Below are 18,301 nucleotides of genomic sequence, written 5' to 3' on the forward strand. Positions count from 1 at the left end.
GCCGAAAAGTTCCCAACAATCGTGTTCGAATTCCCGGGCCCGCATCAGGGCAGGCGCCAGGGGTAGTACTTCATTGCTAAACCAACCATCGGCCATGCCGAGGGAAAGCGCCGCCCGTTCGCGGAGAACAAGCTTGCCGGGCGGCGCAAATGCAGGGCTACATCACCGCGCCCGCTCCTTTTTTGTCCAATACGACCTGTATCAAGCGGTCGCGATAGCGCACCCGCACCTTGTCGTGGGGCTTGCCGCGCAGGCGCAGGCGCTTCATCTTGCCGTCGGCCCAGTCCAAATCGAGCTCGACGCCGCCCTTGGCGCGCACGCCGCGCAGCGCGCCTTCCGGCCACGCCTTCGGCAGCGCCGCGAGGATATGGATCTCGCCGCCCCAGGACTGCACCAGCATGTCCAGGATCGCCGCCGCGCCGCCGAAGTTGCCGTCGATCTGGAACGGCGGATGGGAATCGAACATGTTCGGATAGGTGCGCTCCGGCCCCAGCAGCCCTTGCAGGATCGAGTAGGCGCGCTCGCCCTCGCCCATGCGCGTCCACAGCGCCAGCCGCCACGCCGTCGCCCAGCCGGTGGATCTGTCGCCGCGCCTGTTGAGCGTGACCTTCGCCGCCGCGATCAGCTCCGGCGTGTCGCGCAGGTTGATTTGCTCGCTCGGATACACCGCGTACAAATGCGAGACATGGCGGTGCTGCTGCTCCGGCGCGCCGGCATCCCAATCCTCCAGCCATTCCTGCAACTGCCCCTGCGCGCCGATGCGGTCGGCCGGCAAGCGGGCGCGCATCGTCTCCAAGGTGGTGGCGAAGGCGCCATCGCCGTCCTTGAGCAGCGCATGGGCCTTGAGCGTCCAGCCGAACAGGTCGCGTACGATCTGGCGGTCCATGGCCGGGCCGGCGCAGGTGGCCACGCCGTTGTGATGCTCATTCTCGGGTGAGATCGACGGCGACGTGACCAGCCCCCTGCCCTGCGGATCCTCGACCAGCGTATCGACGAAGAACAAGGACGCCCCTTTCAGCAGCGGATAGATGCGGCGCAACCAGGCCTGGTCCGGGTTGTATTCGTAGTGCTCCCACAACGCCTGGCACAGCCAGGCGCCGCCGCACGGCCACATGCCCCATTTCGGGCCGTCGATGGGCGCGGCGGCGCGCCACAGATCGGTGTTGTGGTGCGCCATCCAGCCGCGCGCGCCGTAGCCCTTGCGCGCGGTGACGGCGCCGGTGACCGCCAAGTCCTCCACCATGCGCGCCAGCGGTTCGACGCACTCGCCCAGGTTGGCCGATTCGACCGGCCAGTAATTCATCTGGGTGTTGATGTTGATGGTGTACTTGGAGCCCCACGGCGGATTGGTTCCCTCGTTCCACAAGCCTTGCAGGTTGGCCGGCTGGCTGCCGGGGCGCGACGACGACATCAGCAGGTAGCGGCCGTACTGCACATACAGCGCCGCCAGCGCGGCGTCCGGGCGCGCCTCGACGGCGGCGATGCGTTCGTTGGTCGGCGTCGCGGCGGCGGCATCGGAACCCGCGCTCGAGCCGATCCTCAGCGACAGCCGGCGGAACAGCTTCCGGTGCGCGGCAAGGTGCTCGGCGCGCAAGCGCGCATACGGCTTGGCGGCGGCGGACTCGGTTTGCGCGCGCACGGTCTTGAGCGGATCGCCGCCGACATCGGCGTAGTTGATGTAGCTGGTCGCCGCCGCCACCAGCAGCGTCACCGTGCGCGCGCCGCGCACCTCGATGCGCTCGCCGCGCGTGGTGATCGTACCGTCGCCGACGGCCTTCACGCGCACCGCGTAGCGCAGCGCCGCCGGAATGCCCATCGATTCGATATTGCGCCCTTCGACCAGCAGCGCATCGCGGCCATCGGCGCGCACGGACAAGGTGGACGGCGGCTGGCCGGCGCGCGGCGGTTCGCGATAGTCCCACGGCGCGCCGATCGGCGCCGCCGCCTCTTTCCGCTGGCCTTCGTAGTCGGTCACGCCGTACTTGGCATCGGCTGGATGCCGGTAACCGAGATCGAAATCGAGCGTGCCGCCCTGCGCGGTCAGGCGTATTACCAGCACCTGGTCGGGCGCGCTGGCGAACACTTCGCGCAGGTGCCGCGCCTTGCCGTCCGTGAAACGGGTGGTGGCGATGGCAGTGTCCAGTTCGAGCGAACGCCGATAGCCGCCGGCGCCCGCGATGCCCGCGAAGTCGAGCAGCAGGTCGCCGGCCGCGCCGTAGGGCATCTGCTTCATCGGCGTGGCCATCATCGACGAGGAGATCAAATCCGCCGCCTCGGCGAACTTGCCTTGGTCGATCAGCTTCCTGACCGCAGGCAGCGCCTCCAGCGAACGCGGATTGTTCGGGTCGTACGGCCCGCCCGCGTACAGCGTGTCCTCGTTGAGCTGGATGCGCTCCTGGGCGACCCGTCCGAAGCACATCGCCCCCAGGCGGCCGTTGCCGACCGGTAGCGCTTCGACCCACGCGCCGGCTGGCCGTTGGTACCAAAGTTCGAGATTTTCACGGCCGCCGCCCGCCGTGGTGGCGACCACCGTGGCGCCTGCCAGTCCGGGAAACGCCATCGCCAACCCGGCCGACACCAGCAGCTGCCGCCGGCCTTCAGAAACACCGTTCGTCTTCTTGTTCAAGTCATCCTCCAGATGGAATCAATTATCCTTTTATTAAAACAAAGCAGCGTAACCGAATATTCAAGCCAATTGTAAAAACGACGAGCGCTCCCGACTCACTTGATGAATTTAATTGTCCGTGTTGAGAATTTTTGGAATGTCCCGCAAAGGCCGTCAAGTGCACAATCGGCAACACCACGTCTATCCCAGCCCCAACCAAGAAGTATCCACCATGAAAAAAAACCTCTGCGCACTGATCACCGCCGCCGGCCTGCTGCTGGCCGGCGCCGGCCATGCCGGCGTCATCGGTTTCGATGACATCGACACCGCCGGCGACTTCGCCAGCCTGAACGACATCAGCCCCTACGCCGGCCTGACCTGGAGCGACGGCTGGTACGCCGGCGACAACGGCCTCGACGGCTACGCCAATGCCGCCCGCTCCGGCACCCGCTACGCCGTCAACGGCTTCGGCGACGACGACATCAGCGTCGCCAGCGCCACCGGCTTCAACTTCACCGGCGCCTGGTTCGCCACCGCCATGGGCGGCGCCGACAAGGCCGGCTGGATCAACATCCGCGCCTACGACGCCGCCAACCAGCTCATCGGCACCACCGGCAACGTCGCCATCGGCGACAACTACCAATGGGTGGGCGCCGCCTTCAACAACGTCTCGCGCCTGAGCATCACGCGCGACACCGGCTGGTATGTGATGGACGACTTCACCACCGCCGGCGTCGCAGCGCCGGTGCCCGAGCCGGACACGATGCTGATGCTGGGCGTCGGCCTGCTGACGGTGCTGGGCCGGGCAATGTCGCGCCGCCGGTCGGCGCAGGCCGCCGGCAAGTCGTCTACTTGACTTCCATCTCGAACGGCGCCGCCGGCAAGTCCTCGGCGCTGTAGAGATTCACGTAGGGCGCGTCGGCCCAGGCATAGCGCACATGCGTGGTGCCAGCCAGGTTGGCGCCTTTCAAGGTCACCGTGTCGCCCTGCGCCACCGCCGGCACATACCGGCACGAGGCGCCGGCGCACGCCTCGAAGCCGATCGCCTGGCCGGCACTGTAGGTGCGCAAGCCGCCGCCGGCATTCTTGAACTTGATCAGCAAATCCTCGCCCGCCCGCGTCACCCCGGCCGCCTGCGGCCCGCCGGGCGCGACCGCCTCACCGTAGGCCAGCGCGCGCGCCGCCAGCGCCAGCCGCTCGCCGATCACGGCCTTCTGCGGTGGATGGATGTCGGTGCGGTCGCCGACGTCGATGGTCACGGCCAGGCCGGCCAGCGGGTCGTCGCGAACGGTTTTGGCCTGGGCCTCCCGCAAGCGCGCCCAGCCCGAGTCTACCGGTTTGATCGGGGCCGGACCGAACGACGACAGCTGGACCACCAGGAAGGGCAAGCGCGGCTGGCCGAAAGTCTTGCGCCAATCGGCGATCATCAGCGGCAGCAAGGTCTCGTATTCCTTGGCTTCGCCGGCGTTGGACTCGCCCTGGTAAAACGCCGCCAGTTTGAACTTGTAGCCGGTCAGCGGCGCGATCATGGCGTTGTGCAAGGTCGACAGGCTGGTCGGCACATCCCATGGCGCCGCCGGTATCGACAGCCCTTTCAAGCGCGTGCCCGCCTGGTATTTCCACAGGGCCGACAGGGCGATGAACCGGCCGTCGCCGGTCTTGACGCCGCGATGCTCTGGCTGCCCGGTCAACCCTCCGCCGCCGAGCACGCGCACGGCGATCACGTTGCGGCCGGGTTTGAACACGCCGGCCGGCACGGCATAGTCGCGCCACATCCACGCGATGTTGCCGCCACCGACGAACACCCCGTTGACCCAGGTGCTGTTATAGGTGTCGATGGGGCCGAGCTGGAGCTTGTTCGCCGCGCGCGCCTGCGCCTCGTCCAGGGTCACCGTGGTGCGGAACCAGGCGCCGCCGTCGAAGTCCGCCAGCGCCGGAATACCGGCTTCCTTCCACGATCCGTTCGGCGTCAGGCTCGGCCACGCGGAGTCGTCGAAGTCCGGCAAGCTCCACTTGCGCTGCGCCTTGGCCTGCGGATCATGTTCCTCCCACCATTGCTGGTGCCGGCGCGCCTCGTCGGCCATCGCCTTGGCCGGATTCGACGCCATGTCGGCCAACGCGTCGATTCGCCGGGCGTAGGCCGGCAGCGTCTTCAGCGACGACGCGCCGATCCAGCCCTGTATCGTGGTGCCGCCCCAGCTCGAATTAATGAAGCCGACCGGCACCTTCTGGCGCTGCTGCAAGCTGCGCGCCATGTAATAGCACACCGCCGAGGCCTCGCCGGCTGTCTTGGATGACACCACCTCCCAAGCCAGCGGCCGCTTCAGATCGTCCTGGAGGGCGGCGTCGCTGACAAGTTGAACGTTGACGAAGCGCAGGTCAGGATTGGCGGGGAAGTCGGGCCATGCGCCGGTGGAGAGCCGCGCCGGGAACGCCATGTTCGACTGGCCGCCGCACAGGTAGACGTCGCCGATCATGATGTCCTTGAGCGTGGTGGCGCCACCGTCGCCGCTGACGGACAGGGTGTGCGGTCCGCCGGCCGGCATCGCCGACAGGTTCAAGCGCCATTTTCCGTCCGCCGCCGCGATCGCCTCGGCGGTCTGGCCGCCCAAGCCCACCGTGACGCGCTGGCCAGGGCCGGCCGTGCCCCACACAGTCAATGGTTCGCCGCGCTGCAACACGGCATGGTCGCCGAAAATGGCCGCGAACGCAGGCGGCGGGGTCTGCGCCATCGCAGGAACGGCGATCGACGAGGCAAGCACAATGAAGAGCAGGCCGGCAACACGGCTACGAGGTGGACTTTTCATGTTGAGATGGACGGAAGTTTTCGCAGCATGCAGTGTGGCTGTATTTCCTGCCTTGGAACAGCTTTTTCCGATAGCGAAAACCGCCATCCGCAATTATATTTTTTACCAATCACGTCCCATCGCCCATCCCGAATAACAGTTTATAGACTGTATTTTGATATAACAGCCTTAGGGCTGTATTTTGGCGTAGAAAACAGGGTTTACCTTGTTTTTACATATAACAGGCTATAAACTGTAACCACTAGCATCAAACGGAACTGTATATGCGATTCCCTCTCCAAACCATTGATCAGTTAAAGCCGCTGATCCAGGGCTTTCGAAAGCGGGCCGGCCTGACACAGACGGCGATGGCTGAAAAACTGGGAATAACCCAGCAAAGCTATGCGCAAATCGAATCAAACCTGGGCTCCACGAGTGTGGAACGCCTCTACACGATTCTGCGCCTGCTCGATGTCGAACTCAATTTCTCGCCGCCGGATTCATCCAAGGGGGAGAGCCAAGGTGACGCGCGGATGGCTGCGCAAACTCGTGACGCCTATGTCGCCAAGAAAACAAAGACCAAAACGCCTGCAGCGAGGTCGATCAAGCTTCCACCACGAGCTATCCAGCAGCCCGACAAGACCAAATGGTGAACCATGGCGCGCGCACGTAACCGAGGCAGCCTGAACGTCTGGCTAAATGGCAGTCCGGTAGGAAGGTGGACCAATGCCGCCAACACCGCCACTTTCGAGTACTTCGACCAGTGGATCGAGCACGAGCAAGGACGTCCGCTATCGTTGTCCATGCCCTTCCGGGCGGACAACGCCGCCTATGCGGGCGACGTGGTGACGAACTACTTCGACAACCTGTTGCCCGATAGTGAACCCATTCGGCGGCGACTGGCCCAACGTCATCAAACCGGTGGAACGTCACCATTCGAACTGCTCGCCGCCATCGGCCGCGACTGCGTTGGCGCGGCCCAGTTGCTGCCGGTCGACCAAGCCCCGGACGACCTGTTTGGCGTCCACGGCGAGCCGCTCGATGAACAGCGGATCGCGAAACTGTTGCGATCCACCACGGCGCCCGCCGGAGGATTGGCCCGTGCGGAGCCAAACGCCGATCTTCGGCTCTCGATCGCCGGAGCACAAGAGAAGACCGCCCTGCTCTGGCGCGACGGACAATGGCTGCTACCGACAGGTAGCACGCCCACCACACACATACTAAAACTTCCGCTCGGCCTGGTTGGCGACATGCAGGCGGACTTTCGAACCTCGGTGGAAAACGAATGGCTCTGCTCGCAAATCATGGAGCTGTTCGGCTTGCCCATCGCGCGCACCGCGATCCTGCAATTTGAAGACCAGAAGGTATTGGCCGTCGAGCGTTTCGACCGCAAGAATTCCGACGACGGCACGTGGATAGCGCGCCTGCCGCAAGAAGACATGTGTCAGGCCACCGGTTGTTCACCGCTGCAAAAATATCAGCGCGAAGGCGGCCCGGGCATTGAACGTATCATGCAGTTGCTCTTCAGCTCCGATGCCGCGGAGACCGACCGCTTGAACTTTTACAAGACACAACTCATATTCTGGCTGCTAGTTGCAACGGATGGCCATGCGAAAAACTTCAGCATTGCCATACTGCCGGGAGGACGTTACCGCGCAACGCCCTTGTACGACGTGCTGTCCGCCCACCCCATCATTGGCACCGGAAGGAATCAGATCCAGCCGCGTGACGCCAAGCTGGCGATGGCGGTCCGGGGCAGCACCAATTACTACGAGGTCTACCGGATTCAACGCCGTCACTGGTCCGCGATGGCCCGGCGGGTGAACCTGGGCGCCCGGACAGCCGAAAGAGTCATCGGGGAATTGCTTGCCCAAACGCCGCAGGTCGTACAAGACGCCTACCGGAGAATTCCCGCAGGGTTTCCGCAAGACGTGGCGGACAGCATTCTGCAGGGCATGCTGCGGCAACTGGCGACGTTGCGGGGACAGCCGCCGGGTGGTTGAAGGAAAAGACGAGCGCGCCCGTCGTTCGCCGAATCGAGCCCAAACGTAGGGTTTTCCTTACTGCAATATCAGCCCAGGCCTATGCTTGCCGTTCGGATACGGCGGTACCCTGTTCTCCAGGATAGAGATCGGGGGCGTCAAGTGGCGGAGTTCAGAAATCGGCGGTGGTTGAACCGGACGTGGCCGTACGTGCTGGCCGCCGTCGTCCTGTTCACGCCGCCGCTGGCGCTGGCCCGGTCCGATCTGGACAAGCGGATTATCGGCCTGCGCGACCAGATCCGCCTGGCGCCCGAGCGGGCGCTGTTCCAATTGCTCGACCTGCAAAGCCGATACCGCACCGGACCGGCGCGCAGCCAGGCCGAGTTGCTGGTACAGATCAGCACCGCGCGCAGGCAGCTGCGCCAGTTCGACGCGGCCGAAGCGACCGCCACCCAGGCCATCGCCTATGGCCGCTCCCTTGGCGACGACGTCATCGTCGCCAAGGGAATGCTGGCCACGGCGGCGGTGGCGTACGAGCGCGAGGACTTCAAGGCCGGTCACCAGATGGTGTTCGCGGCGGAACAGCTGGCGTTGCGCGGCGGCGACAAGTCCTTACTGGTCGAGGCCGAGCTCGCCGCCGGCGCCGCCAGCATCGAGCAAGGCCGCTTCCCGACCGCGCTGGCCAAGTTTCAAGTGGCGGTCGACGCCGCGCGCCAGTTGCCGGACGACCCGATGCAGTTATTCTCCGCCGTCCGCGCGCTTAACGGCCTGTATGTCCGGACCAGGGAACGCGACAAGGCTTTCGCCACGCTGGGCGAGCTGGCGGCGATAACGGAAAAACAGGGCCTGCCGATCCAGATGGTATTGCTCAAGGCCAGCGAACACTACGTGGAGTCGGCCCTCGGCCAGCCCGAACGCGCCGTGCGCGCGCAACTGGACAGCCTGGCCCTGATACGCAAGCTGGGCACCAATTACCGGCTCAACGCCACGCTCAACAACCTGGCCGACGGTTATCTGAGACGGCGCGACTACGCGCGGGCGGCGCAGTACGCGGGCGAGGCGTTGCGGGTGGCGCAGGATGGCAACCCCGAGGGCAGCGACGCAACCGCGCTGGTGAACCTGGGCCACGCCTACCTGGGCATGGGACGCATCGCCGAAGGCAAAAAAAACTTTGAGGCCGGCCTGGCATGGTTCGAAAAGTCCAACAGTAAACCCGACCAGCAGGAAGCCTATCTGGAATATGGTCAGGCGCTTGAAAGAGCCGGCGACATGGCCGGCGCGGTGGCGGCCTACCACCGCGAGCGCGCCATTTCCAACGAGCTGTTCGAGATCCGGCGGCAGCAGGCGCTGCTGGAACTGCAGGAGCGCTACGAGGCGGACCGCAAGCAGCGGCAGATCGAGTTGCTCAGCAAAGAGAACGACAACCGCCGCCAGCAGCAACGCGTCTGGTGGCTGCTGGCGGCGCTGTTCGCGCTGGCGTCGGTGGTGGTCGGCCTGCTGTACCGCAAGGTGCGCCAGGCCAACGCCTGCCTGGAAGTCAAGAACTTCGAGCTGAAGGCGCAGTCGACCCTCGATCCGCTGACGGGGCTGTACAACCGGCGCCACTTCCAGGACACCATGGCTTGCCTGGGCGCGCACGACAAGCCGCCGGCCCACGCCGGCGGCGACGACATCGTCGGCGCCATGTTCCTGCTCGACGCCGACCATTTCAAGCAGATCAACGACACCTACGGCCACGCCGCCGGCGACGCGGTGCTGAAGATGATCGCCGAGAACCTGCGCATCGCGCTGCGCGAGACCGACATGATCGTGCGCTGGGGCGGCGAGGAATTCCTGGCCTTCATCCCCGCGCTGCCGCGCCACCGCATCGAGGAGGTCGCGCGGCGCATCCTGGCCGGCATCGCCGCGCAGACCGTGCGCCACCAGGAGTACGAAATCTCGGTGTGCGTCTCGGTCGGCTACGCCCCGTTCCCGCTGGCGCCGGCGGGCGTGCCGCTGTCCTGGGAGCGGGTGGTCAACCTGACCGACATGGCGCTGTACCTGGCCAAGGCGAACGGCCGCAACCGCGCCTTCGGCGTGCGCGGCTTCGACAACTTCCAGCGCACCTCGATGGAGGAGGTCGAGCAGGACCTGGAGCGCGCCTGGCGCGCCGGCTATGTGGATCTGAACCTGGTACTGGGCGGCGCGCCGGAGGCGCCGGCGCAAGACCACCACGTGGTCGCCTTGGGTGCTTAGCCTGGGCTGTCCATCCCATCCCGCAATCCATTTTTAACGTTTTGATCGAGAATCTCTGTATTTTTAACGTTTTCATCCAAAAAAGAATGTTTTGGGAGAGACTAGACCTGTTTAAACAAAAATGTTGCGGGGCTGAACATGGAGGCACTGGACAGAGCGGCGCGAGATCGTCGTGCCGGTGACGCTGCAACTGTGCGCCACCACGGCGCCCTGCATGCCGTCGGCGTGACGGCGAACATCGACGCGCCCGGTTAGAACTCTTCCCATTCGCCGCCGGGGGCGCCGCTGCCGGCGGTTGCCAGTTTCAGCGGCTTGGCGGCCACTTGGGGACGTGGCGCAGGGCGGCTCGCGGTGGCGGCCGTTTTGGCGGCCAATGCCGGCCGTTTGGCCACCGCCACCGCCGGCGCCGGCATGTCGACGCTCTCGCTGGTCTTGAACACGCTGACCAGCTCGGCCAGCCTGGCCGCCTGGTCCTGCAGCGCCTGCGAGGCCGCCGCCGCCTCCTCCACCAACGCGGCGTTTTGCTGGGTGGTGTTGTCCATCTGGACGATGGCCTGGTTGATCTGGTCGATGCCTTGCGTCTGCTCCTGGTTGGCCGCGCTGATCTCGCTCATGATGTCGGTGACGCTACGGATGCTGTCGACGATGCCCTGCATCGTCGAGCCCGCCTGATCGACCAGCGTGGCGCCGGCCTCCACCTGCTCGACCGAGGCGCCGATCAGGGCCTTGATCTCCTTGGCGGCGGCGGCCGAGCGTTGCGCCAGGTTGCGCACCTCGGAGGCGACCACGGCGAATCCCCGGCCCTGCTCGCCGGCGCGGGCCGCCTCGACCGCCGCGTTCAGCGCCAGAATATTGGTCTGGAACGCGATGCCGTCGATCACGCCGATGATGTCGACGATCTTGCTCGACGACGCATTGATCGAGCCCATCGTCTCGACCACCCGGGCCACCACCGCGCCGCCCTTGGTGGCGATGTCCGAGGCCGAGATCGCCAGTTGGTTGGCCTGGCGGGCGTTGTCGGCGTTCTGTTTGACGGTCGAGGTCATCTCCTCCATCGACGACGCGGTTTCCTCCAGCGAGCTGGCCTGCTCCTCGGTGCGCGACGACAGATCGAGGTTGCCCACCGCGATCTGGCGCGTGGCCGCGCCGATGCTGACGGTGCCGGCGCGCACCTGGTTGACGATGCCTTCGAGGCTGGCGCGCATCTCGCTCATGAAGAACAGCAAGCTCTGCTTGTCGTTGGCCTGCACCTCGACATGCACATTCAAATCCCCCTTGGCGATGTTGCGCACGATCTCGGCCGCATAGGCAGGGTCGCCGCCAAGCTGGGTCCGCACGCTGCGCAGCACGGCCACCACGATCAGGATGCTGAGCGCGATCGCGGCGGCGCTCAAGCCGATGATCCAGGCACGCGCGCCGTCGTACATCACGTTGCCGTCCGCGCTGGCCTGCCTGCCGCCGGCGACATTGAGCTCGACGAGCTTCAGCAAATCCCCGCTGGCCTCGTCGAACTGCACTTGCGAATTGCCGCGCACCAGGTTTCTCGCCTCGTCGTTGGCGTTGGCGCGCGACAGCTCCAGCACTTTCTTGTGTTCTGCCAGATATTCGTTCCAGTTTTTCAGGAACGCATCATACATTTTCCGTTCCTGCGGTGAGCTGATCAGCGCAGCGTATTCGGCACGGTTTTTCTCGAATTGCACCATCAGTTTCGCCATCTCCTGCTCGTACCGGCTCATGTCCCTGGCGTCGGCCGAGAGGATGTGCTGGAGCGCGGCGATGCGGAAGTCGGACGTGTTGGTGTTCATGTCCGAGGTGGCGCGGACGCTGGGCATCCAGTTGATTTCCATGTCGGTGGAGGTCTGGTTGACCCGTCCCAACTGCACGACGGAAAAGATGGCGACCACCAAGGTCAGCGTCAACACGGACGCGAACGAGACGATCAATTTGGTGGACATTTTTAAGCTGGAAAACCATTGCATGACATTGCTCCCCGTTTTTGATAAGGCTTGCAATTGCGGTGACCGGCGCTGTTGGAGGGATGATATGGATGTTGATCCAGATCACTTTAGTCCGAACATTGCTTGTAGTCCAGAAGTGAAATCGAGGTTGTGAACAGTCGGCAACACCCATCCCCGCATGTCGCCTCCGTCAAGCGAGTCCATGTATTCATTGGGTCGCTTTAATGTTGCATCCCGCTGTTAGCGGGCTCGCGGCCACTTGGCGTACACCGCCAGCGGGATCAGGAATGGATACAGGCTCCAGATCGCGCGGCCGTCCACCCGCACCGACAAGGCTGCGTAAGCAGGGGGCAATGCCATCAGCAACAGCATGGTTTTCAACGGCGTCAGCGACGGCGGAATGTGTTTCCAGCCGAGCGCCGCCAGCGGCACGACGATGACCGCCGCGCTGGCCACCGACAACAAGGTGCGCACGTCGTGCAACGCGGCCCACAACGTCCCCAGGCTGGGCACCCACAGGTAGCTGGGCAGGCCGGGCAACAACCACCACCGGACCAACAGCAGCCAGCCGGCCGCGACGGCCAACGCCGCGATGCCGGCGGCGATGCCGACGCGTCGAAACACCAGCAGCCACACCAGCAGCAGGATGTTTTCCTCGCGGATGGCGGTCGCGGCCAACGCGGCGCCGACGGCCAGCCACGGCTGGCCGGTGATCACGCCCAGCACGAACAGCGTGCGGGCGCACAAGGCGCCGGGGTCGGTCAGCAGGTAGGACGCGTACCAGAACGTCGGCACCGAGAACACCAGCAGCAAGCCGGCGAAGACGACCTGCCGGCGGCTCCCGCCGACGCGGGCGACGATCCACGACAGGGCGCCGGCGGCAACGCTGATCGCCAGCCAGTTGACCGCCGCGAAGGTGTTGCGCAACTCGCCCGGCAGGTACGCCGCCAGCGCCGGGATCAGCAGCCGGTAGGGAAATGGCGCGCGCAATTCGCTGAACGCCGCCTCGCCGCGCAGATACCTGGCGGTGTTGAAATAGGCCAGCGAGTCCTCGACCGTCCGGCCCCAATGCGGCTGCATCAACAGCAGCGCGGCGGCGCCGAGGAACGCGAACAGGACGCCCCAGTGGAGCGCGCGCCAGTCGGACATCGTGGGGTGGCGGGGCGCCGGGCGGACATGGTCTCCGGGGGCGCCGGTCTGGAAAGTAAAAAACATAGGGACGGTGGACTGGGCGAACGGGCGCCATCGGGAACAAGGGTGGCAATTATAAGATCGAAACCGCCGACTAGCTGTTTTTAACAACATTTCCGGAAATGTATCCCGGCCCGCATATGCCGCCCGGCATATGCCCTCCCCCCCGGTCGGCAGATTTTAGGTGTCGACAACCTCCCCATACTGTGTTCATCGGCAGCAAATCGAATGCTGCCGGCAAACCTGTCCGCAAGAATGGACTCAACCGTCGCACAATTTGAAGGAACTACCATCATGTTTAAATCGATCCGCACCGCAGCCCTGGTCACCGCCCTGTTCGCCACGACCGCCACCGCTTTCGCGGCCACCGTCGACACGGCCAAATACGGCACCACCGCGCCGGCGGCCGGCGCCCACCGCCAGATCGTGATCACGGAAAAGACCAAGCACGTCCGCGTGGAAAACGGCGAGACCGTGGAATTCAAGGTCAACGGCACCAGCTTCACCTGGCACTTCCAGACCTTGCATCACGAGACGTCGTTCGACCTGGCCAAGATCGCCCCGGCCGGCACGTTCAAGAAGAAGGTAACGGTCTACGTCGCCTCCAACCCGCTGTACCGCAGCTAAGCGGCAGCGTGGGTCCGGCCAGGCGGCCGGGCCCACATTTCACCTGAAACAACATCGAACGGATCAGTGCTCGCTGATCTTCGAGCCGTTCTCGCGCGGCATGTAGTGGTAGGTGCGCAGCTTGTGCTGGATGTCGATGGCCGGGTTCTTGAGCAGCTTGACCATCTCGGCGCCGGCCAGCAGCACCGGACCGTAGCCGTGCATCGCGTCGACGCTGACCGGACGGTTGTAGTAGTACACCTGGTCGCTGGCGAAGGTGGTGCCGACGCAGGTGCCTTCCACTTGTCCCTTGGCGTTGATGCGCGTGCTCAGGCCGATCCATCCGGCCTGGGCGATCGAGCCGTAGGTGGTCGGGCTGATCCAGCCCTCGTTGATCGCGTGCGCGTACACGTAGACGAAGATCGCGGTGGCCGACGTTTCCAGATACGAATCGTTACGGTCGAGCATCTGATGCCACAGGCCGGTGCCCGACTGCAGCTCGGCGATGCCGCGCAGGCTGGCGCGCAGCTGGGCCAGCACCTTCGGATAGGCTGGATGGTCCTTCGGCAGCACGTCGAGCAGGTCGCTCATCGACAACACCGCCCAGCCGTTGGCGCGCGCCCAGTAGAAGTGCGGCGCGTCCGGGTTGTTGGCGTTCCAGCCGTGCGTGAACAGGCCCTTGCGCTCGTTGAACAGGCGCTGGGCCATCGTCAGCACGTTGGAGGCGGCGTCGTCGAACCAGGCCTTGTCGCCGGTCAGGTGGCCCATCTCGGCCAGCGCCGGAATGCCCATGTACATGTCGTCGGCCCACAGCGACGAGGCCTGCGGACGCTGGCGCGCGAAGGTGCCGTCGTCGAGGCGGTACTGCTTCTTCTGAACGTAGCCGCTGCAGGTGTCGATCATCCCTTTCAGATCCGGGCCGACCTTGGCGAAGCGGGCGCGCACCAGCGCGGCGCACATCGAGCCGCTGTCGTCGAGCGAGCGCGGCTCCAGAAAGCGGGTGAAGCTGTTGGCCCGGCCCAGCTTGAACTGGGTTTCCTGCGCCTGGAAGTACGGCTGCGTGTCCTTGAAGAATTGCAGGTGGCGGCGGGTGACGTCGCTGTAGCGCTTGTCGCCGGTGACCTCGGCCGCCTTCAGCAAGCCGGAATGGATCACGCCCATCTCGTACACCATCAGGCCGAAGTCGCCGGGCGACTTCTCGAACACGGCGCCGGCGACCGGCTTCTTGAGGTCGGTGACCGGCTTGCCGGTCGCCTTGTCGACGATGCGGGTCGGCGTGATGCTGTCGATGTAGCCGCGCACGCGGTCGAGCGCGCCGACGATCTCGGCCTCGGTCGGCTTTTTGTAGGGGACCGGATAGGTGCCCTCGCCGGCGTCGTTGGCGCTTTTGTTGTCGGGGTTGCGGAACGGGCCGTCGGCGTGAACGGCGCCGGCGGCGAGGACGGCGGCCACCAGCAGGGCCAGTCGGCGAGGCAATTGCTTCATTGTCAACCTTTCTATTTATATCGGTAAAATTGAATCTCCGATACGAAGGCTAGGCAAGGTCGGGGATTACGTCAAGCACTAATTAAACGTTTACCTATCAGACCACAATTTCAAGTGGTCAGACCGCCTTCTGCGGCCACGCCCCCACTTGATTGAGCATGCCGAACCAGTCTTCCAGGTGCCAGGTGCGGGTGATGCGGTCGGCCGACAGATGGTGGAACTCGTGGATGGCGATGTCGATCGGCTTGCCGGTCGGCGCGATGCCGAGGAACTCGCCGAGATGGGTGCCGGTGATGCGCGCGCGCACGGCGGCGCGGCCGTCGCGACCGAAAATATCGAGGATCGTGATCTTCACGTCCGGGAAGGCGGTGGTGAACAGCCCGATCACCGGTTTCATGCCCGCCAGGCCGGGCTGCTGGTTCGGACCGAGCGGAATATCCTCCCAATCGACCGCCAATGCCAGGTCGAGCCGGTCGGGCTGCTTGTCGTTAAAGGCGCAGTAAAGGTTTTCGATGGCTTGCTGCTGGGCCGTGGTCAGGCCGTTGTCCTGGATGGTCATGGTGTGCTTTCGAGTGGTTGATGCGTTCACTTTAGCGGCGACGCGCGCACAACTCCAATCGATAATGGATATGCAGTAATATCCATGCTATGGATTTACATGGAATCGACCTCAACCTCCTCGTCGCCTTCGACGCCCTGATGTGCGAGCGCAACGTGACGCGCGCGGGCGTGCGCATCGGCCGCACGCAGCCGGCAATGAGCGCGGCGCTGGCCCGCCTGCGGCTGCTGCTGAAGGACGAACTGTTCGTGCGCAGCGCGGCCGGTCTGCAGCCGACGCCGCGCGCGCTGGAACTGGCCTTGCCGCTGGGCGAGGCGCTGGCCAGCATCCAGCGCACCCTGGACTTCACCCAGGCCTTCGACCCCATGAAATCGACCTTGCGACCAACCTTGGGGCTGTCGGACCACCCGGCCTTTGTCGTGCTGCCGCCGCTGCTCCAGCGGCTGGCGCGGGTGGCGCCGGGTGTCACGCTGCGGGTGCGCGCCTTCACCGCGCGCGAGGACGCGCTGGCGCTGCTCGACGCCGGCGAAGTCGACGCCGCCATCGGTGTGCCGGGCGGCAGCACGCCGCGCATTCCGACCGCGCCCCTGTTCGAGGAGCGCTTCGTCTGTGTGGCGCGCAAAGACCATCCGCTGGCGAACAACAAGACCGTCACGCTCGACGCCTTCCTGGCGCACCAGCATTTACTGGTGTCGCCGGAGGGCGACGGCGTCGGCCACGTGGACGTGAAGCTGGCGCAGCTGGGCCGCAAGCGCGACGTCGCCATCGCCCTGCCGCAGATGTACGCCGCGCCGGCGATCGTCGCCGCCAGCGACGTGCTGGCCACGATGATGGAAGGCGCGGTGCGGGCCAGCGGCCTGCGCGGCGCGCTGGCCGTGCTGCCGCTGCCGGCCGAGCTGGACTTGGCGCCGGTGCCGTTCGTGCTGCACTGGCACCGCCGCAACGACGCCCATCCGGCCCAGCGCTGGCTGCGCGAGCAGATCGCGCTGGTGTGCGGGCCATTACGCAACTGAAAATATCGTTCCGTGCGGGCACGGCGAAGCTGGGCACTTCGGCTACACTAGCTGGCATATTCCCAGCTGCGTCCGCCCATGCCCGAGAAGAACCTGCCCGAACTGATCACCCTGAAACGTCTGATCGACGAAGGTGGACGCCATCTGGAAGTGAGCACCCCTTGTACGGTGGCCATGGACGGCCGCCAGTTCCCCGTCTACACGATCGCCCTCGGCAATCCGAGCCCGGACGTGCCGGCGCTGGGTTTTTTCGGCGGCATCCACGGTCTGGAGCGCATCGGCACGCAAGTCATCCTGTCCTTCCTGGAGAGCCTGCTGGCGCGGCTGCGCTGGGACAGCACCCTGCACCAGCAACTTGAATCGATGCGGCTGGTGTTCATGCCCTTGGTCAATCCCGGCGGCATGTGGCAGGCCACGCGCTGCAATCCGCAGGGCGTCGACCTGATGCGCAACGCGCCGCTGAGCGCGGTGGAAAAAGTCCCGTTCATGCTGGGCGGCCAGCGCTACAGCCACCATTTGCCGTGGTATCGCGGCGTGGCCGGCGCGCCGATGGAGCCGGAAAGCCAAGCCGTCTGCGACCTGGTCGCGCGCGAACTGCTGACGCGCCAGTTCAGCATGGCGCTCGACTGCCACTCCGGCTTCGGCCTGCGCGACCGCATCTGGTTTCCCCACGCCCACACGGCCACGCCGATTCCGCACCTGGCCGACATCGGCGCGCTCGAGCAGTTGTTCACCCAGAGCTATCCCAATCATAACTACGTGTTCGAGCCGCAAAGCCGCCAGTACCGCACCCATGGCGACCTGTGGGACTACCTGTACCTGAACGGCACCACCGGCAGCGACCGCGCCTTCCTGCCGCTGACCCTGGAGATGGGCTCGTGGCTGTGGGTGAAGAAAAATCCGCGCCAGATCTTCGACCGCGTCGCCTTCTTCAATCCGACGGCGGCGCACCGCTTGCAGCGGGTGCTGCGGCGCCACCTGATCTGGTTCGACTTCCTGATGCGGGCCGCCAACAGCCATGGGCGCTGGATGCCGGAGGGCCTGGCGCGCAAGGTGCAGCACCGGCGCGCGCTGTCGCAGTGGTATCACACATGAGCATCGTGGCCGAGGACGCCGGCACCTGGGTGCTGTTGCGCGGCCTGATGCGCGAGCAGCGCCACTGGGGTCGCTTTCCCAACCAGTTGGCCGAGACGGTGGTCGGCGCCGAAGTCGTCACGCCCGACCTGCCCGGCAACGGCCAGCGGCATGCGCTGCGCAGCCCGACGACGGTGGCGGACATGGTCGCGTTCTGCCGCCAGGATCTGCTGGCGCGCGGCGCGCGCCCGCCCTATTCGCTGCTGGCGCTGTCGCTGGGCGGCATGGTGGCGGTGGAATGGGCCAGCCGCCATCCGGGCGAGTTGACCCGCTGCGTGCTGATCAACACCAGCATGCGTCCCCACAGCCGCTTCCACGAGCGGCTGCGCTGGCAAAACTATGGCGCCATCGTCAGGCAGTTGCTCGATGGCGGCGTCGACCAGCAGGAACGGCTGATCCTGCGCCTGACCAGCCGCCACGGCGACGCCGCCGAACGCGCCGGCCTGCTGAACCGCTGGCTGGGTTACCAGCGCGAGTTTCCCGTCACGCGCGCCAACGCGCTGCGCCAGCTGTGGTCGGCCGCGCGCTTCCGCGCCCCGGCGGCGCGTCCCGCCGTGCCGCTGCTGGTGTTGAGCAGCGCCGGCGACCAGCTGGTCGATCCGCGCTGCTCGCGCCGGCTGGCCGAGGCTTGGCAAGCCGAGCACCGCGAGCATCCCGACGCCGGCCACGACCTGCCCCTGGACGACGGCGCCTGGGTCGCCGGCCAGGTCGGAAAATGGCTGGCCGCCGGCAAAGCCGGGTAAAATA

13 protein-coding genes and 2 pseudogenes are annotated in these 18,301 nt (G+C 65.5%); 8 read left to right on the forward strand and 7 right to left on the reverse strand.

Features of this window, described 5'->3' with window-relative positions; translation table 11 throughout:
• Positions 1-157: 157 nt before the first annotated feature.
• Complete coding sequence (locus NHH88_30950) at positions 158-2,626, reverse strand: glycoside hydrolase family 95 protein (GenBank protein USX14010.1); 2,469 nt, start codon at positions 2,624-2,626, stop codon at positions 158-160.
• A 211-nt stretch (positions 2,627-2,837) separates the two neighbouring features.
• Between NHH88_30950 and NHH88_30955 the strand changes: the two genes are divergently transcribed.
• Positions 2,838-3,461, forward strand: a complete 624-nt coding sequence (locus tag NHH88_30955) for a PEP-CTERM sorting domain-containing protein (GenBank protein USX14011.1) — start codon at positions 2,838-2,840, stop codon at positions 3,459-3,461.
• On the opposite strand, the gene NHH88_30960 is transcribed toward NHH88_30955, so the two are convergent.
• Positions 3,454-5,412 (reverse strand): beta galactosidase jelly roll domain-containing protein, encoded by a 1,959-nt coding sequence (locus NHH88_30960; protein USX14012.1) that lies wholly within the window; start codon positions 5,410-5,412, stop codon positions 3,454-3,456. The genes NHH88_30955 and NHH88_30960 overlap by 8 nt on opposite strands.
• Before the next feature lie 263 nt (positions 5,413-5,675).
• Between NHH88_30960 and NHH88_30965 the strand changes: the two genes are divergently transcribed.
• From NHH88_30965 to NHH88_30975, 3 genes are all read left to right on the forward strand, one after another.
• Positions 5,676-6,044, forward strand: a complete 369-nt coding sequence (locus tag NHH88_30965) for a helix-turn-helix domain-containing protein (GenBank protein USX14013.1) — start codon at positions 5,676-5,678, stop codon at positions 6,042-6,044.
• Between the two features lie 3 nt (positions 6,045-6,047).
• Positions 6,048-7,394: a type II toxin-antitoxin system HipA family toxin gene (locus tag NHH88_30970; GenBank protein ID USX14014.1), complete on the forward strand. Its 1,347-nt coding sequence runs from the start codon at positions 6,048-6,050 to the stop codon at positions 7,392-7,394.
• A 168-nt stretch (positions 7,395-7,562) separates the two neighbouring features.
• On the forward strand, positions 7,563-9,608 hold the full coding sequence (locus NHH88_30975; GenBank protein ID USX14015.1) for a diguanylate cyclase: 2,046 nt from the start codon (positions 7,563-7,565) through the stop codon (positions 9,606-9,608).
• Positions 9,609-10,039: 431 nt separating this feature from the next.
• Here NHH88_30975 and NHH88_30980 read toward each other — a convergent pair.
• From NHH88_30980 to NHH88_30990, 3 genes and pseudogenes are all read right to left on the reverse strand, one after another.
• Positions 10,040-10,741 (reverse strand): annotated as a pseudogene (locus NHH88_30980) (methyl-accepting chemotaxis protein).
• A gap of 348 nt (positions 10,742-11,089) precedes the next feature.
• Positions 11,090-11,563 (reverse strand): annotated as a pseudogene (locus tag NHH88_30985) (MCP four helix bundle domain-containing protein).
• A 243-nt stretch (positions 11,564-11,806) separates the two neighbouring features.
• Positions 11,807-12,781 carry a hypothetical protein gene (locus NHH88_30990; GenBank protein USX14016.1) on the reverse strand — a complete coding sequence of 325 codons (975 nt, stop codon included), beginning with the start codon at positions 12,779-12,781 and terminating at the stop codon, positions 11,807-11,809.
• A gap of 270 nt (positions 12,782-13,051) precedes the next feature.
• Here NHH88_30990 and NHH88_30995 point away from each other — a divergent pair, with 270 nt between their 5' ends.
• Entirely contained in the window at positions 13,052-13,384 is a 333-nt protein-coding gene (locus NHH88_30995; GenBank protein ID USX14017.1) for a CzcE family metal-binding protein, read from the forward strand.
• A gap of 63 nt (positions 13,385-13,447) precedes the next feature.
• On the opposite strand, the gene NHH88_31000 is transcribed toward NHH88_30995, so the two are convergent.
• Together NHH88_31000 and NHH88_31005 are read right to left on the reverse strand one after the other, a co-directional pair.
• Positions 13,448-14,848, reverse strand: a complete 1,401-nt coding sequence (locus NHH88_31000) for a glycoside hydrolase family 88 protein (GenBank protein USX14018.1) — start codon at positions 14,846-14,848, stop codon at positions 13,448-13,450.
• Between the two features lie 118 nt (positions 14,849-14,966).
• Entirely contained in the window at positions 14,967-15,407 is a 441-nt protein-coding gene (locus NHH88_31005) for an ester cyclase (GenBank protein ID USX14019.1), read from the reverse strand.
• Positions 15,408-15,496: 89 nt separating this feature from the next.
• On the opposite strand from NHH88_31005, the gene NHH88_31010 reads away from it, so the two are divergent.
• The 3 genes from NHH88_31010 (at position 15,497) to NHH88_31020 (ending at position 18,297) form a co-directional block, all read left to right on the forward strand.
• Positions 15,497-16,420 (forward strand): LysR family transcriptional regulator, encoded by a 924-nt coding sequence (locus NHH88_31010; GenBank protein USX14020.1) that lies wholly within the window; start codon positions 15,497-15,499, stop codon positions 16,418-16,420.
• Between the two features lie 78 nt (positions 16,421-16,498).
• Positions 16,499-17,515 (forward strand): zinc carboxypeptidase, encoded by a 1,017-nt coding sequence (locus NHH88_31015; protein USX14021.1) that lies wholly within the window; start codon positions 16,499-16,501, stop codon positions 17,513-17,515.
• Positions 17,512-18,297 (forward strand): alpha/beta hydrolase, encoded by a 786-nt coding sequence (locus tag NHH88_31020; protein USX14022.1) that lies wholly within the window; start codon positions 17,512-17,514, stop codon positions 18,295-18,297. Before NHH88_31015 ends, NHH88_31020 begins: the two co-directional genes overlap by 4 nt.
• Positions 18,298-18,301: the final 4 nt, after the last annotated feature.

The sequence above is a fragment of the Oxalobacteraceae bacterium OTU3CAMAD1 genome (assembly GCA_024123915.1).
In the GTDB taxonomy this organism is placed as follows: domain Bacteria; phylum Pseudomonadota; class Gammaproteobacteria; order Burkholderiales; family Burkholderiaceae_D; genus Rugamonas.

Coding starts and splice junctions, on each gene's coding strand:
- NHH88_30955 (USX14011.1), top strand. CDS start 2,838: ATGAAAAAAAACCTCTGCGCACTGATCACCGCCGCCGGCCTGCTGCTG.
- NHH88_30960 (USX14012.1), bottom strand. CDS start 5,412: ATGAAAAGTCCACCTCGTAGCCGTGTTGCCGGCCTGCTCTTCATTGTG.
- NHH88_30965 (USX14013.1), top strand. CDS start 5,676: ATGCGATTCCCTCTCCAAACCATTGATCAGTTAAAGCCGCTGATCCAG.
- NHH88_30970 (USX14014.1), top strand. CDS start 6,048: ATGGCGCGCGCACGTAACCGAGGCAGCCTGAACGTCTGGCTAAATGGC.
- NHH88_30990 (USX14016.1), bottom strand. CDS start 12,781: ATGTTTTTTACTTTCCAGACCGGCGCCCCCGGAGACCATGTCCGCCCG.
- NHH88_30995 (USX14017.1), top strand. CDS start 13,052: ATGTTTAAATCGATCCGCACCGCAGCCCTGGTCACCGCCCTGTTCGCC.
- NHH88_31000 (USX14018.1), bottom strand. CDS start 14,848: ATGAAGCAATTGCCTCGCCGACTGGCCCTGCTGGTGGCCGCCGTCCTC.
- NHH88_31005 (USX14019.1), bottom strand. CDS start 15,407: ATGACCATCCAGGACAACGGCCTGACCACGGCCCAGCAGCAAGCCATC.
- NHH88_31010 (USX14020.1), top strand. CDS start 15,497: ATGGATTTACATGGAATCGACCTCAACCTCCTCGTCGCCTTCGACGCC.
- NHH88_31015 (USX14021.1), top strand. CDS start 16,499: ATGCCCGAGAAGAACCTGCCCGAACTGATCACCCTGAAACGTCTGATC.
- NHH88_31020 (USX14022.1), top strand. CDS start 17,512: ATGAGCATCGTGGCCGAGGACGCCGGCACCTGGGTGCTGTTGCGCGGC.